This is a genomic window from Desulfobotulus sapovorans DSM 2055 (assembly GCF_059569355.1).
In genome coordinates, this window is sequence record NZ_JCANVJ010000031.1 from 25,070 (window position 1) to 40,915 (window position 15,846).

Below are 15,846 nucleotides of genomic sequence, written 5' to 3' on the forward strand. Positions count from 1 at the left end.
CTTTTCGTCTTTTTGTTAGGATGACAGAAAAGTGCTGAAATCCTGAAAGGAAAGTGGACATGGAAAAGGGGCTTGGCTTTGTGCTGTGCTGCTGTTTTTTTGCCGTTTCAGCCTTGTTGCATGGACTGGCGGGGTCGGCCATGGGGTTTCCCCTCAACAAAGAGGAAAAGGCGTGGCTTGCGGAAAACGGGCCTGTGACCCTGTGTGTGGATCCGGACTGGGAGCCTTATGAGCGCCTTACGGAAACCGGTGAATTCATCGGCATTGCCGCAGACCTGATTCATCTGATTGCAGAACGCTCCGGCCTTTCCCTTACCCTTGTCCCCACCCGGAACTGGGACGAAAGTCTTGATTTTTCCAGAACGGGTCGCTGTGACATCCTTGCCTTTCTGAACCAGACCCCCGACCGCGACACCTGGCTTCTTTTTACGGAACCCTATTTTGTCAATCCCAATGTCTTTGTTACCCGTGTGGAGCATGATTATATCGCCAATGCCGCCGCCCTCAGGGGAAAGACCCTTGCTCTTCCCGCAGGTACCAGCATCGAGGAGCGGGTACGGCGGGACTATCCCAACCTGAAGATGCGCATTGCGGATTCAGAGGCGGAGACCTTTCGCATGGTGGAGGAAAAAGAGGCGGATATGACCCTGCGTTCTCTGACCATGGCCGCCCATGTCATCCGGAAGGAGGGATGGTTCAACCTGAAAATCGCAGGGGAAATTCCTGAATACGCGAACCGGATGCGGGTGGGGGTTGTCCGGGAGAAACCTCTTTTACGGGATATCCTGAACCGGGGGGTGGCCAGCCTCTCGGCTCAGGAGGTACAGGATGCCGTCAACCGTCATGTAGCCATGACCATTGGTTATCGGGTGGATTATGTCCTTGTTTTTCAGGTGGCTGGTGTTCTGGGATTTCTTCTTGTTCTGGGGCTTGTCTGGAGCCTTCAGCTGAAGCGTCTCAACGGAAAGCTTACCGCAGCAACGGAGCGGGCCACGGACATGGCCCGTCAGGCGGAAATGGCGGCCCTGAACCTGAGGCAGGTCATGGACATCATCCCCGGCTATCTTTTTGCAAAGGACAGTGAAGGCCATTTTCTGTTTGCCAATCAGGCCCTTGCCAATCTTCTGGAAACACCCATGGAAGCCCTTCTGGGAAAGAAGGATGAGGACATGGATCTGCCTCCGGAAGAGGTGCAGGCCTGGCAGGATGTCAGCAGGAAGGTGATTGAAAGTGGCAGGCCCTTGTTGACCGAAGAGCCGGTTTTCTTGAGAAAAGACGTTCTGGGCTGGTTTCAGGTGAGTCGGGTTCCGTATCTGTACAATGGAGGCAGGTGTCAGGCTGTTCTGGGACTTGCCGTGGATATTACGGAGCGCAGGCGGATGGAGGACAGGCTGCGGGAAAGCGAGCGCAGCAAATCCGTCCTGCTGCAAAACCTCCAGGGCATGGCCTATCGCTGTCGTTACGACGGGCGGTGGACCATGATCTACGTTTCCGAAGGCTGCCTTGATCTGACAGGCTACGCGGCCATGGATCTTCTGGAGAATTTCCGTATGGCCTACAATGACCTCATTGCTGAAGAGTACAGGGATCTTGTCCGGCTGGCCTGGGAAAAGGGGGTGGCACGGCGTACTTCCGTACAGGTTGAATATGAAATTCTTACGGCTTCCGGCCAGCGGAAATGGGTCTGGGAGCAGGGTCTGCCCATTTTTTCGGAAGACGGGGAAGTGGAGGTTCTGGAGGGGCTGATCCTTGATATTTCGGACAGAAAACGGGCTGAAATGTCTTTGCAGGAGACCCAGAGACGTTATGACCGGCTTGCGGAAAAAAGCCGCACCTATGCCTGGGAAGTGGATACAGACGGGCTTTTTACCTATGTCAGTGCTTCGGTGAAGGGCATTCTGGGCTATGCCGTGGAAGAGCTGGTGGGACGGCGGTACTTTTATGAATTCTTTCCTGAGGAGGAAAGGGAAGCCCTGAAAATCCATGGCCTTCGGTGCATCGCTTCGGGGGAGGAGCTGAAGGATACGGAAAACTGCAAGGTGACACAGGATGGTCGTGTTCTCTGGATGCTGACCAACGGTATGCCCGTGCGCAATGAGATGGGCGTGGTGAGGGGCTTTCAAGGGACGGAAACAGATATCACGGCACGCAAGCAGATGGAGGAGCGTATCAGCCGTCTTGCCCTCCATGATCCCCTGACGGGTCTTCCCAATCGTACCCTTTTTGAAGACCGGGTGGGCATGGCCCTGAGTGCAGCCCTCAGGCATCCTCGCCATGTGGGTCTCATGTTCATGGATCTTGATCATTTCAAACCCGTGAACGATACCCTGGGCCATGGAGTGGGAGATCTTCTTCTGAAGGAAGTGGCAAAGCGTGTTCAGGATGTTCTCCGCAACTCGGACACAGCCGCCCGTATCGGCGGGGATGAATTTGTCATGCTGCTGCCCGAAATCCGGGAACCTCAGGATGCCCTCACCGTGGCCCGGAAAGTCTGCGAGGCGATTCGAAAACCCTTTGAAATCGTAGGGCACAGCCTGAAGGTTTCCGCCAGTATCGGGGTTGCTGTGTATCCGGATCATGGGGGAGATTTTATGGAGCTTTCCAACAGGGCGGACAGGGCCATGTACGAAGCCAAGGCCTCGGGCCGGGATTGTGTCTGCATGTACGGGGTGCAGCTTTAGAAAATTTGATTACCCCCCTGACTCAGCCATGCAATCGCAGATTTTACCCCTGTAACATTGAATTCATCGTTCCCACGCTCCAGCGTGGGAACGATAGCTGAAGCAAGATGGTAATCAGGTTAGAAAAAAAGACGTGTATACAGCAGAACAGAAACGATGGAGTCCATGCTGCAAAGCGAAGATGCAGGCCAGTTCCCACCTCTCAGGGCATGACACAGGTTAGGGGCAAAACCTGGAGCGGGGTCAGGGGAGTCATCAGAATCCGTTTTTTTTTGTTTTCCGGATTTACATGAAGTCTGGAAAATCACACAAAAACCGCAAGGAAAAAAAGGAGACGGTCAACCTTCAGGATCTTCTCATCTTCGCCCTGAAGGGCATGACCGTCTACGGTAAAAAGCTGAAAGCTCTGAGAGTGCCCGACCGCAGCCATGATAACTTCATTCTGAAAGGGCTTTTTGCCATCGTCGGTAAGGTTCCCAATACGTCTGGACTATCTTGATGTTCACCACCAGAATTCCGGATAACGTCTGTTCTTTGGAAGGTTGTTGATGATGAGTGCAACAAGAAGCATGACAAAGGCACCCAGAGCGGTCGGCATCCAGACATAGTTATAGCCCAGGCTGTGGATACCGTCGCCTCCGATGACTGCAATGAGAGCCGTGGCCCCACCTGGTGGATGCAGGGTGCTGGTGAGGTGCATGAGGGCAATGGCTGTTGAAACGGCGAGAGCTGCGGCGAGCCAGGGTTCCTGCCCGAAAAGGCGAAAGGCGGTGACACCCACCAGAGCCGAGAGTACATGTCCGCCGATGAGGTTTCTCGGCTGGGCCAGGGGGCTGCGGACAGCGCCATAAATAAGGACGGCGGAAGCACCAAAGGATCCCAGGATGAACACCATGCCCCTGGGATCCAGATACTTGAAATGAATGAGTCCTACGGCGGCAAGGCCAAGAAAGCTTGCAAGCCATGACCAGAAAATTTCCCAGGAACTCACCCTTGGCGGACTCTGGGTTCTTCCTTTGAGTTTCTGCCAGAAGGTCATAAGGTATCCTCTGTTCTGTGAAAGGTTGCGAAAACATTGGAGAGATCGGATCTTGTGACGATTCCGATGACCCGGTCTGTGGTGTCAATGATGGGGATACGGTTGATGCTGTTTTTTTGAAAAAGCCTTGAAATCGCGTAGAGAGGTGTGTCTGGGCCAGCGGTAACGGGGGGCTGGCTCATGATGTCCGTGATGGAGACATGCCGGATGTCCGTGGTGAGGCAGCCCCGGTTTGCAAGGCAGGTGGCGACAACCTGCATAAAGGATTTTTCAGGGTTCATGCCCATGACGGAAAGAAAATCCTTTTCTGAGAGGATGCCGACGATCCTCTGGCATGTATCTACGACGGGAGCACCGGAAATATTTTTTTCTGAAAAAAGTTGCGCTGCTTGGAGGAGGTTCATGTGCGTCGTGATTACATGGGGATTACGAACCATGATGTCTTTTACCCGGATATTTTGGGTAAGACGTTTCAGGGCATGATGATAGGCGGAGAGGTAGATTTCCCTGAAATCTGTCGGGGTGATGTCGATGTAGCCTTCTATTTCCCGCATTGCGGCCATGATATCCGCATCGGATAAGCCATGGGGGGTATCTTCGGTTTTTTTTTCAGACATGCTTTCTCCTGAAAATTTAAGAGTGAACTACTCTTGTGCCATGTGTTTTCATGGAGAACACTAGCCAGGAAAATCATACCTGTCCTTGACCTGTATCAAGGAACAGCCGTTTCTGCATTTTTATATCTTTTGAATTCAGAAGTTTATTTTTTTTATATATATTCCTCTTTCATCATCGCTGTATCTGTAGGATAAAGACACATGCAGATGTACTGGGGATGAGGCCTGCCAGGAATAAGGAAAGCGCTTGAAAGATCGTTTTTATTCTTGTCTTCGGAGTCTGCTGGAACAATGGCTTTTGAACAGAAATCATTCAGGGAAAAAGGAGACGGCTCATGTTCTGTTTTCAGTGCCAGGAAACCATGAAAAACACGGGATGCACGGTGAAGGGCTTCTGCGGCAAGCCCGAAGAGACGGCCAACCTTCAGGATCTTCTCATCTTCACCCTGAAGGGCATGGCCGTTTACGGTGAAAAACTGAAGGATCTGGGAGCGTCCGACCGCAGCCATGATGACTTCATCCTCAAAGGACTCTTTGCCACTATCACCAACGCCAACTGGGATGACGCCCGTTTCACGGCCATGATTGAAGAGGGCCTTCGCCGCAGGGAGGCCCTGCGGGAAAAGTTTCTGGAACTTTACCGGGAGAGGCAGGGAAAGGACTGGCAGGGAAGCCTTCCGGATGCAGCACTCTGGACGGGCGATGCTGGGGCCTTTGCGGAAAAGGCGAAAAGCGTGGGCGTTCTGGCCACGGAAAACGAGGATGTGCGTTCCCTGCGGGAGCTGCTTGTGATCGGACTCAAGGGCATTGCCGCCTATGCGGAACATGCGGCGGTTCTGGGGTTTCGTCAGGATGAGATTTCTGATTTCATGATGGAAGCCCTGGTCTCCACCACAAAGGAGCTCAGCGTGGAGGCCATGATCAGTCTTGTGATGAAGGCCGGGGAAATGGCCGTCGCCACCATGGCCCTTCTCGATGAGGCCAACACCAGTACCTATGGCAAGCCCGAAATCACGGAAGTGAACATCGGCGTGGGCAGCAACCCCGGCATCCTCATCTCCGGCCATGACCTGAAGGACATGGAGGAGCTTCTGCGCCAGACCGAGGGAACGGGCGTGGATGTCTATACCCACGGGGAGATGCTGCCCGCCAACTATTATCCGGCCTTCAAGAAGTATCCCCATTTTGTGGGCAACTACGGCGGTTCCTGGTGGCATCAGAACGAGGAATTTGAAGCCTTCAACGGGCCTGTGCTGCTCACCACCAACTGTCTTGTTCCCCTGAAAAAGACCAACACCTACCTTGACCGTCTGTTCACCACAGGGGTTGTGGGTTATGGGGGGGCGATCCACATTCCGGAGCGGCAGAAGGGCGGGGCCAAGGATTTTTCCGCCCTCATCGCCAGAGCCAAAGGCTGCCCCCCTCCAAGGGAGCTTGAAACGGGAAAGATCGTGGGCGGTTTTGCCCATCATCAGGTGCTGGCACTGGCGGACAAGGTGGTGGCAGCGGTGAAATCCGGGGCCATCCGCCGCTTTGTCGTGATGGCGGGATGTGACGGGCGACATAAGGGCCGCAGCTATTACACGGAAGTGGCCGAGCGTCTTCCCGAAGACACGGTGATTCTCACCGCAGGATGCGCCAAGTACCGCTACAACAAGCTGAATCTCGGCGATATCGGCGGCATTCCCAGGGTGCTGGACGCAGGCCAGTGCAACGATTCCTATTCCCTCGCTGTCATCGCCATGAAGCTGAAAGAGGTTTTCGGGTTGTCGGACATCAATGAGCTGCCCATTTCCTATGACATTGCCTGGTACGAGCAGAAGGCCGTGGCCGTGCTCCTCGCCCTTCTGTTTCTCGGCGTGAAGGGTATCCGCTTAGGCCCCACCCTGCCCGCCTTCCTGTCTCCCGCCGTGGTCAGGGTGCTGGTGGAAAAATTTGATATCCGGCCCATTTCGGGGGCGGAAGAGGATGTGGCGGCCATGATGGCCGGAAAATAGGGCGTTCCCGCAGGAAAGAAAGTCTGTTGCCATGGAAGCTTATCCTGCGGGTTTTCCGGTAAAGTGTATTTTGATTACCACCCTGACTCAGCCATGCAATCGCAGATTTTACCCCTGTAACATTGAACCCATCGTTCCCACGCTCCAGCGTGGGAATGCATCTTAAGACGCTCCAGCGTCTTGAACCCCGGAACATTGCCATGGCCCAAAAGCCTGTAGGACGTTCAGAAACCGGAAACTCCCCATGTTTGGGTCAGGATCGTCCCGGAGCTTCGTCAGTACCCATTTCCCAGAAAAGGAATTCCCGAGGATACTGGCCTTGGGCGCAGGAGCGCCCGGTAGTGCGTTCCCACGCTGGAGCATGGGAACGATAGCTGAAGCAAGATGGTAATCAGTAAGTGTATTGACGGGATGCGGTTCTTCAGGATCGCATCCCCCTTTCAGAGTTCTTTTTTACAGGAGGTTTGTATGAAGGCACCTCCCGGTGGCAGGATGGGATTCCTGCTCGTCTGCGCCCTGCTGGTGGCGGGTGCGGGGCTTTATGCCGCAGCGGGTTTTTCCCTGAAGGCCACGGATACGCCGCAGTTCTGCGGCTCCTGTCACATCATGTATGAGGTGGTGCGCACCCAGCAGCGCTCGGTGCACGCCTCCCTTTCCTGCAATGACTGCCATGCGCCCAGGGGCGGGATACGGAAAATTCTGTTTAAGGCCAAGGCCGGAGCCTGGGATGTGTACCAGAATACCTTCGGGGATGTCCTGGATGTGATCCACACCAATCAGGCCACAAAGGATGTGGTGAATGAAAACTGCAGGGCCTGCCATGTGATGACCACCCTCAATGTGGCGGATGTCAAGGAATCCTGCACGGACTGCCATCGCCAGGTTCCCCATTTTTCCAAATCTCCCATTGCCCTGAGGAGGGTTGCCGATGAATAGGCCTTGTGTGAAAAGCGGTGGCGTATCCGCCTGGATCTGTCTTTTGCTCTTTGTTTTCTTCTGGATGGGCTGTACGGAGGTGCCGGAACCGAAAACGCCTTCCTACAAAACGGGTCTGGCCAGGGATGAAATCCGCAACTCGGCCTTTAAGGAGCGCTTTCCCCTTCAGTATGAAACCTTTCTCGCCAACAACGACGATACAGAGATGACGGAGTATGCCGGTTCCGTGCCCCATGAAAAGCACCGCTGCGGGGATCTTCCCAAGGGCTACAAATACTGCCAGCCCTATCTCAAAAATCTCTGGATGGGCTATCCTTTCAGTTTCGAGTACAACCGGGCGCGGGGCCATACCTATGCCCTGTATGACGTGCTGCACATTGACCGCATCAACCGTTACGGTGAAGAGGCCGGACTTCCCGCCACCTGCTACAACTGCAAGACAGCCAGGATACCCGGATGGGTGGAGGAGTACGGAGACGCCTTCTGGGCGAAGAATTTCAATCTTTTCCGGGAAGAGCTGGATCTGGATGACAACACCATCGGCTGCGCCACCTGTCATGAGCCCCAGACCATGGATCTGCGCATCACAAGCTTTCCCCTGGATGAGGCCCTGAAACGCATGGGGAAGGACTGGCGGGAGGCCTCCAGAAACGAGATGCGGGCTCTCGTCTGCGCGCAGTGCCATGTGGAATACTATTTTCAGGATAAGGAAGTGGGTGTGCCCTACAAGCCGACCTTTCCCTGGGATCTGGGGAGAAATCCTGAAAATGTCTATGAATATTATAAGGATAAAGGCTCCACGAAACGAAAGGGCTTTGAGGAAAATTTCGTGGACTGGACCCATGCGGTTTCCGACACGCCCATGATCAAGGTGCAGCATCCGGAATTTGAAACCTGGTATGACGGCCCCCACGGCGCTGCCGGGGTGTCCTGCTCGGACTGCCACATGCCCTACCGCCGTATGGACGGCAAAAAGAAGATTTCTTCCCATCACTGGACGTCTCCTCTGAAAAGTCCGGAGTCGATCAGCCGCACCTGCGGCCAGTGTCACAGCGACAAAACGCCGGAGTACCTGAAGGGCCGGGTGATCTACACCCAGGAGCGCACCTGGGAGCAGCTGATGAAGGCCCAGGAGCTTTCCGTAAAAGCCCATGAAGCCGTGCGTCTTGCACGGGAATATGAGGGCGAGAAGCCGGAAAATCATGAAACCCTTCTCATTGCCGCCCAGGAGCGCATCCGTAAGGGGCAGATGTTCTGGGACTGGGTGTCTGCGGAAAACAGCGCTGGCTTCCACAATCCGGCCAAGGCCCTGGAAACCCTGGCCCGTTCCCAGCAGTACAGTCAGGAGGCGGTGAACTACGCCATGCAGGCGACGGGCTATGCCATTGCTCCAAAGCTTGAGGGTGACATCCGGGAAGTCGTGCCGCCCATTCTGGAGCACAGCCGGAAACTTCAGCAGAGCAGGGAGCATCTGGCCTCCCATCCCTGGCTGGGGTATCTGCCCCTTTTGCCGGAGGCGGATCCTGTATGGGATCTCAATAAGCGGGTGGAGGCTGCGGAATGATGATGCAGTAAAAAAAACAGGGGTTTCCGGGAAAACCCGGGCCCCTGTTCCTGGTCAGGCTGAAGGATTTGCCTTCCTGTAAGCATAAACTTATCTGATTACCACCTTGCCTCAGCTATCGTTGCCACGCTGAAACAAGATGGTAATCAATTAAACTTATCAGAGAGTCTTAAACTCTTTGAGCCGGGTATGGGCCACCATCTGATTCAGGCTTTTTGCGGTAAAGACTTTACCCCGCGTTGCAAGGATCATTTTTTTCATATCTTCCCGCCGTACTCCAAAGCCCCTTCCTCCGATACAGGCAATTACCTCATACCGGGGGGACTCCGTTCCGGAAACACCCTTGAGGCTGAGCTGACCGAGATGCTGAATACGGGTAACCTTATCCCTTGCCGTACCGTCGTCTTCGGTGATTTTGGCTTCAATGATCACCTGGGGATTGAATTCACTGGGGATGATGAAATCCGGAGCCTGATCAAAACCTGGAATACGTTCAGCCCTTCCGGTTTTCCGGAAGCTGATCCCTGCCTTGTGCAGAACGGCTTCAATCGCAGATTCCAGTCCATCTCCAATGAGCTCACTGACAGAATCCCTGTGTCCGGCAAAGGGCCGTCCAAGGAAACGTTCATAGAGGAGCATGGCATAGGGAAGCCCCATGCGGGAAAGGTTGCGGATGCTTTCTGAGCCGTTCCGGGTATCTGCCTTATCCAGGCGGTGCAGGTATTCTTCAGGAATTTCAGGAACGCCTTCATTTAAAAAAAGACAGGCCGTTGTGACCATGGCCCGGATTCTGTCCCCCGTGAGCCCCTTGTCCGGAAAGGCTGTATGGGGGTTGATTCTCGCTTTTCTGTCCAGGGTGCGGATGGCGTTTTGGGATAGTGGAAATCCTGTTTTTTGTGCCGTGAGATAGGCCCATTCCGGTGGAGTGAAGCCCAGCATGGTGCGGAGTACCACAAGAACCATGGGATGTGAAAATGCGACTTCAAGAATTTTTTCCGGGGTCAGGGCCATAAAGCCTGATGTCGCAGCCTTGAGGACTTCATAGGCACTTTCAAATACCGGGTAAGATATAAACCCTGCACCCTTTGGCATGGTGAGGAATTCGGATTCAAGGCAGGAAAAGATGGCATCCACATAGATATCCGGTGTGTTTTCCAGCTCTTTTTCTGTGGCTTCAAAAGGAAATTTCAGCATTGTCTTCTCCATAAGGGGATGGGTTTTCATGGACGGCGGGCAAGGGGATCTCCATTGTCCCTTTTTCTGGCCGGGAAAGCAGGGATTCGATTTTATCCCGTCCCCCAAAGGTTTGAATCCATTGAGCCACCTTCTCAATGCGCGAGGACGTTGGGCTCTGGGGATTCCAGTTTTCTCTTAGAAACCAGATGGCAAGGCGGATGAGATGACCATAGCCTATGCATCGGATATCCCCTGCACTGGGTGTAACTTTGCCCTCTTGCAGCAAAGACACATCCCTTTTCACCATGTCGGCAAGTGCTTCCGGCGTGTGCCCTATCCATCTTCGCAGGGTGATCCCTTTTGAGCGGGAGACAAAAACCGTATCGATAATGGAAGACCCGGTTCCGTTGATGTGTATGGATGCCCCCATTTCCGCAGGACATGGGAGGGAGGCGGAGCAGGTCAGGCCTGCATCAAGAATGGCGACCGCCAGGGGATAATAGGCATCCAGGCTGTTGTGGTGGTAGGTGAATGCAAGGGGGGCTCCGGGTTTCAAAGCCTTTGCCATATGGCGGAATACGGCGGAAAGGCCTTCTGTGAAGTGATCAAGCCCTCTGCCCATTTCCGCATTTCCGGTCAATTCTCCGGGGGTTCGCGTTGACGTGGGCTGGAAAACGGGACATGTGGACACGAGAAGGCGGCGCAGCCAGACATAACAGAAATCCATCAGTTCTGCATACTGAACATTGCCAAAGTAGGGAGGGTCGGTAAAAACGGCATCAAGGGATGCCTCCTCAAGTTCCCCTGTGGCGGCATCCTGAACGGAAAGCACCACCTTTCGCGGTATCCTGGACGTGTTTTCAGGGGGAGTATCGCCGATCCACTCATCTTTTATCGGTATGATTTTTTTCTGGGAACCATTGTGAAGAATTTCAAAGGGGGCCGTACAGTAAGTTTTTGCCTTTTTATATTTTTCGATGATATTGGCCCAGCCACCGCTTCCGATGCAGGTTTGCCGCCCGGTTTCCATAATGCCTATCAGATTGGATTCGCATTGGATCAGTCCTACGGGAAAGCCGTGTACAGAGAAGATGTCCAGGGATTTGAGTGCAGTGGTGTCGTAACGACAAAGCATGTTCTGGTAGCGCAGAAGATCCGAAAGATTGGTTGCCAGGGCGTTTCGAGTACGTTCTTCTTTAAGGCTGGCGATGAAGCGGGCGGAAAGTTCAAGTCCGAGAAGTTGGCGGATGTTGAACATTTCATGGTACTTCCTGTAGCCCCATCGGTGCAGCCGGTTGGTTTCATCACCTTTGGGTATCTCGTCTTCAGGAACATGGGCTGGAATCAGGCTGGCCCAGCGTTGTTCTGTGGCATGAATTTTATGGAGATCGGAGGTGTCGGGTTCCTTAAAAAATCTTCCCATATGCTGAGGTTTGCAGGTTGGGCAGTGGTATTCAAGGGCAAAAAGCCTGTGTCCGGGGGGGCCATCGGAGGGATTGGGAAAGGTATTGACCGATGAACAGGCGGGGCAGGCACAGTGTCCCCTGGCGGCTGGCCCCTGAAGGTGGAGTTTTTCAGAGCAGTGGATGCAGTTTCCGGGATTTTTTTTTTCTTTTGTTTCGGTCAGTCCACCACACTGGGGACAGACAAAAACATTTCTGGGATGTCTTGCATCCGAGGAGAGAAGATAGCCTGGGAAAAGCCGTATCTCTTCTCCGCAGCTTTTACAGGGGATGGTTTTAACCCACAGAAAATATTTAACATGGGCGTCGTGTGATCCGCAGGTCAGGCATTGGGTTCTGTAAAGAGGGCCGATCTCGTTTTCAAGGTAAGCCCTTAGATTTTGTGCCTCTTTGGCATAGAGATCAAGATTCAGATGTTCAATTTCCTGTTTTACAATCCAATAGGCCATGGGGTTGATGTCATAGCCCATGACATCACAGCCGAGACGATTGGCTTCAAGGATGGGGGTGCCCCCCCCCATGAAGGGATCCGCCAGGCAGAGGCCCTTGAGATTATGGCTCTTATAGAAGGCTTCCTTGAGGGGATCTTGTGTAAATTCAGATAGGATCAGACCTCGGAACAGGGTGCCCGGTCGTCGTGCAAACCATTTGTGTACGGCAATGACAGGCCTGTAGTTTTGCTGGATCTGCTTTTCCCGCAGCGCAAGCTGGGCGATGAAGGGGATATCAAATTTTTTTTCTATCATTATCGGGATTGTCCGGGAGGGCTTATGGTTCAGGTGGCTTGCTGCGTCGAAGGGATACCATAGACCGGTTTTCCCTGTGATGGCAAGGAGGCGTGTATCCAAACAGCGTATTGATCCTTATTTTTGACAATAGTTGTCCGGATCTTGATCTGTATCAAGGAATAGGAACACGCGGGTATGTGAGAATAAAAGCGTCAATAGGGAAGAGGGTGACACTTCGAGCTCTCTCCATGCATCCTTAAAAAAGAACGCATCTTCTCGAAAGAAAAGGAGATCTCTCATGGAAAAAGAAACCTTGATGAAAAACATTCCCTTTTCCGAGGCCATTGTGCTGGCCTCCCTTGTGGATTATGAGGAAGGCCGGGTGGTGAGCCGTACCCTGGCCCAGAAAAAGGGCGTGGGCGTGACCCTCTTTGCCTTTGCCGCAGGTGAGGGCATCAGCGCCCATGCCTCCACAGGAGACGCCTTTGTCTATCTTCTGGATGGTCATGCCGCCATCACCATCGGAGAAAAGAAACTGGCGCTGAAGGCGGGAGAATCCGTGGTCATGCCCGCAGGGATTCCCCATGCCCTGGATGCCCTGGAGCCTTTCAAGATGCTGCTGGTGGTGGTGAAACCGGAGTGAACGCTGTTTTTGACCCCTTGCGCGGAGGATGGCCTTTGATGTAAAAAAAAGCATGAAAACAGCGACCGTCCTTCCACTTGCCCTGTCCCCATGCCCCTTACCGGAGAAAGATCGTTTTTTTTCCGGCAGGGGGCTTTTGTTTTGTCTTTTTTTCCTCTTGTTTCCAGGAAGCCTGATCCCTGCCCAGGCTTCGGAACCGGACAGCACCGCCTTCCGGGATCTCTGGTATCACGGGGCAGGGGAGTTTCAGATGCTTCCCTGGGGACTGAGCCTTGTGTTTCTGACTCTGGCCCTGTTCTGGGGCTGGCGCAGCCGCAGCCTGCAACGCAAACTCCGGTACTCTGAGGAGCAGAAGGCTGGGGGGAAGGGGCGGGTCTGGGAACCCTGCTTTCTGTTCAACACCCTTCCGGTTCCCGTTTTTTACAAGGACAGGGAGGGCCGGTATCAGGGCTGCAATACGGCCTTCGAGGTGTTTTTCGGGAAAAAAGAGGCGGAACTTGTGGGGACTACCGCTTTTGATGTCAGCCCGCCGGAACTGGCCCGTATCTACCATGAAAAGGATGAAGAACTTTTTGCAAGACCGGGCCAGCAGGTCTATGAGGCCCAGGTGAAAAACCAGCGAGGGGAACTTCGGGAGGTGGTTTTTCATAAAGCCAGTCTGATGGATAGCGATGGGCATGTGCAGGGCCTTGTGGGTGTTGTGCTGGATATCACGGAAAAAAAACAGACCGATGTGGCACTTCAGGAAAGCAGGGTGCAGTTCCAGAAGGTGGTGGAAACCCTTCCCGTAAGCATGGCCATTGTGTCTCTGGAGGGGGGGATTCTGTATGTGAATTCCAAGGCCCTTGAAATGTTCGGAGTGGGTGAAGAGAAGGTTCTCGGTAAGGAGATGGCTCCCCTTCTCTGGATGCAGCCCGAGGAAAGAAAGCAGTGGGTGACGGATATCGAGACCCGTGGCCTTGTCCGGGATCGGGAGCTGCACATGCGGACACTCGACGGCAGGGAACTCTGGGTCATTGCCAGCGGCCTTTTCATCCAGCATGAGGGCAGGCGCTGTATTCTTGCCACCCATCAGGACATTACGGACAGAAAACGCATGGAGGAGGCCGTCCGTCGCAGCGAGGAACGCTACAGGATTCTTGTGGAAACCTCCCAGGAGGCCATTGTGGTGGCCCAGGACGGGCTTCTCAAATATGCCAATCCCATGGCGGTAACGCTTTCCGGTTATACGGCAGAAGAGCTGCATGACAGGCCTTTTCTGGAGCTGGTTTTTCCGGAGGATAGAAACATTATTTTTGAAAATTACAGAAAACGGCTGGAAGGTCTTGCTGTGGAGCAGCACTACCATGTGCGTTTTGTCAGAAAAAACGGTGTGCTGGCCTGGGTGGAGGTGAGCGGGGTTTTTCTGGAGTGGGACGGAAGGCCCGCTGCCATGGCCTTTATCAAGGACATCTCTGCGGAAAAGGAGGCCAGGGAAGCCCTTCTTGCCGCTAACCGGGATCTGGAGGCCGCCATGGAAAGGGCCAACCATATGGCCATGGAAGCCAGGGCTGCCAGTCTGGCCAAAAGCGAGTTCCTGGCCAACATGAGCCATGAGATCCGAACCCCCATGAACGGTGTCCTCGGCATGACTTTCCTGCTTCTGGATACGGCCCTTGATTCCACCCAGCGCAGCTATGCGGAGACCATTCAGAGCAGTGCCAACACGCTTCTTACGGTGATCAACGATATTCTGGATTTTTCCAAAATTGAAGCCAGACGGCTGGAGCTGGAGCTGCTGGATTTCAGCCTGACCCGCATGATGGCAGACTTTGTCCCGGCTCTGGCCGTGCAGGCCCGGGAAAAGGGGCTTTCCTTTTTCTGTACCCTGGCACCGGAAATTCCCGATGCCCTGAGGGGAGATCCCCACCGTCTGCGTCAGGTTCTGACCAACCTTGCGGGCAATGCCATCAAGTTTACCGAAGAGGGGGAAGTCTCGGTGCAGGTTCTCCTTGAAGAAGAAGGGCAGGGGGAACTGCGGCTTCGCTTTTGTGTGCAGGACACGGGCATTGGCATTCCGGAAGCCAAAAAAGAAAGCATCTTTGAGCACTTTACCCAGGTGGATGCCTCCATGACCCGCAAATACGGGGGGACGGGCCTGGGGCTGGCCATCACCCGGCAGCTTGTGGCGCTCATGGGGGGCGAGATGGGGGTGGACAGTGCGGAGGGAAGGGGCTCCCTTTTCTGGTTTACCGTATGTCTGGGAAAACAGGTGTGGGAGGATGCAGATGCCTCATGCCCGGAGGATGACCATGTCTGCCGCCACATGGTGGGGTTTTTCCGGGATCGGGGTCTGCGGGTGCTGGTGGTGGAGGACAACCTGACCAACCAGGTGGTGGCAACGGGCCTGCTCCGTAAAATGGGCTTTCATGTGGAAACGGCGGAAAATGGGAAGGAAGCTCTCTCAGCCCTGGGGCGGGGTACCTATGATCTGGTGCTCATGGATGTACAGATGCCCCTCATGGATGGCCTTGAGACCACCCGTGCCATCCGGCGGGGACAGGGGGGACGGAATCCCCTTGTTCCCATCCTTGCCATGACGTCCCATGCCATGCAGGGAGACCGGGAAAAGTGTCTGGAAGCAGGTATGGATGATTATCTTTCCAAGCCCGTGGAGCCTGAGCTTCTTTTCAGGATGCTGGAGAAGTGGTTGCCTGATGAGCATGGCAAAGCCGCTGGATTGTTTTCGTATCCCTAACGATCAGAAAACAGAAACAGGAGGTTGACACATAGTACCTAGAATACTAATCTTTGTTTAGTTTTATTTATAAACACAAACAAAGAGGCGCAATGGAATTTTTCCCAAGCCGGATTGCCGCAAAGATGCTGGGAGTCCATCCCAACACCTTGAGAAAATGGGCAGACAGCGGCAAGATCCGGTTCATCAAGTCAGAATCAGGCCAGAGGCGTTACGATGTCAGGGGTTTTGTCGGGGAAGGAGAAAAGCATGAAACCATCTGTTA

At 54.0% G+C, this 15,846-nt stretch carries 12 protein-coding genes; 8 read left to right on the top strand and 4 right to left on the bottom strand.

Annotated features, from left to right (window positions below; all coding sequences use genetic code 11):
• The first annotated feature begins 59 nt into the window (after nt 1-59).
• Complete coding sequence (locus BR04_RS15495; RefSeq protein WP_496356931.1) at nt 60-2,681, top strand: diguanylate cyclase domain-containing protein; 2,622 nt, start codon at nt 60-62, stop codon at nt 2,679-2,681.
• A gap of 289 nt (nt 2,682-2,970) precedes the next feature.
• On the top strand, nt 2,971-3,180 hold the full coding sequence (locus BR04_RS15500; protein WP_496356932.1) for a hypothetical protein: 210 nt from the start codon (nt 2,971-2,973) through the stop codon (nt 3,178-3,180).
• A gap of 3 nt (nt 3,181-3,183) precedes the next feature.
• Here BR04_RS15500 and BR04_RS15505 read toward each other — a convergent pair whose 3' ends face one another.
• Both BR04_RS15505 and BR04_RS15510 read right to left on the bottom strand, forming a co-directional pair.
• Nucleotides 3,184-3,720 (bottom strand): HPP family protein, encoded by a 537-nt coding sequence (locus BR04_RS15505; RefSeq protein ID WP_496356933.1) that lies wholly within the window; start codon nt 3,718-3,720, stop codon nt 3,184-3,186.
• The gene (locus BR04_RS15510) at nt 3,717-4,337 is read right to left on the bottom strand and encodes a CBS domain-containing protein (RefSeq protein ID WP_496356934.1); all 621 of its coding nucleotides are present in this window, start codon (nt 4,335-4,337) and stop codon (nt 3,717-3,719) included. The genes BR04_RS15505 and BR04_RS15510 overlap by 4 nt, the downstream gene beginning before the upstream one ends.
• A gap of 335 nt (nt 4,338-4,672) precedes the next feature.
• Between BR04_RS15510 and hcp the strand changes: the two genes are divergently transcribed.
• The 3 genes from hcp to BR04_RS15525 all read left to right on the top strand — a co-directional run bounded on the left by hcp (nt 4,673) and on the right by BR04_RS15525 (nt 8,834).
• Nucleotides 4,673-6,334: a hydroxylamine reductase gene (gene hcp, locus BR04_RS15515; protein WP_496356935.1), complete on the top strand. Its 1,662-nt coding sequence runs from the start codon at nt 4,673-4,675 to the stop codon at nt 6,332-6,334.
• A 468-nt stretch (nt 6,335-6,802) separates the two neighbouring features.
• Nucleotides 6,803-7,270, top strand: coding sequence for a cytochrome c3 family protein (locus BR04_RS15520; RefSeq protein ID WP_496356936.1), 468 nt, complete (start codon nt 6,803-6,805; stop codon nt 7,268-7,270).
• Nucleotides 7,263-8,834, top strand: a complete 1,572-nt coding sequence (locus tag BR04_RS15525) for an ammonia-forming cytochrome c nitrite reductase subunit c552 (protein WP_496356937.1) — start codon at nt 7,263-7,265, stop codon at nt 8,832-8,834. Before BR04_RS15520 ends, BR04_RS15525 begins: the two co-directional genes overlap by 8 nt.
• Nucleotides 8,835-8,993: 159 nt before the next feature.
• Here BR04_RS15525 and BR04_RS15530 read toward each other — a convergent pair whose 3' ends face one another.
• On the bottom strand, nt 8,994-10,028 hold the full coding sequence (locus BR04_RS15530) for a hypothetical protein (protein WP_496356938.1): 1,035 nt from the start codon (nt 10,026-10,028) through the stop codon (nt 8,994-8,996).
• On the bottom strand, nt 10,009-12,219 hold the full coding sequence (locus BR04_RS15535; RefSeq protein ID WP_496356939.1) for a DUF1156 domain-containing protein: 2,211 nt from the start codon (nt 12,217-12,219) through the stop codon (nt 10,009-10,011). Before BR04_RS15535 ends, BR04_RS15530 begins: the two co-directional genes overlap by 20 nt.
• Before the next feature lie 280 nt (nt 12,220-12,499).
• On the opposite strand from BR04_RS15535, the gene BR04_RS15540 reads away from it, so the two are divergent.
• The 3 genes from BR04_RS15540 to BR04_RS15550 form a co-directional block, all read left to right on the top strand.
• Nucleotides 12,500-12,844 (top strand): cupin domain-containing protein, encoded by a 345-nt coding sequence (locus BR04_RS15540; protein WP_496356940.1) that lies wholly within the window; start codon nt 12,500-12,502, stop codon nt 12,842-12,844.
• 136 nt (nt 12,845-12,980) lie between these two features.
• On the top strand, nt 12,981-15,581 hold the full coding sequence (locus BR04_RS15545) for a PAS domain S-box protein (protein WP_496356941.1): 2,601 nt from the start codon (nt 12,981-12,983) through the stop codon (nt 15,579-15,581).
• Nucleotides 15,582-15,706: 125 nt separating this feature from the next.
• Nucleotides 15,707-15,846, top strand: a 140-nt coding sequence (locus BR04_RS15550; RefSeq protein WP_496356943.1) for a MerR family DNA-binding transcriptional regulator, incomplete at its 3' end; no start/stop codon positions are given.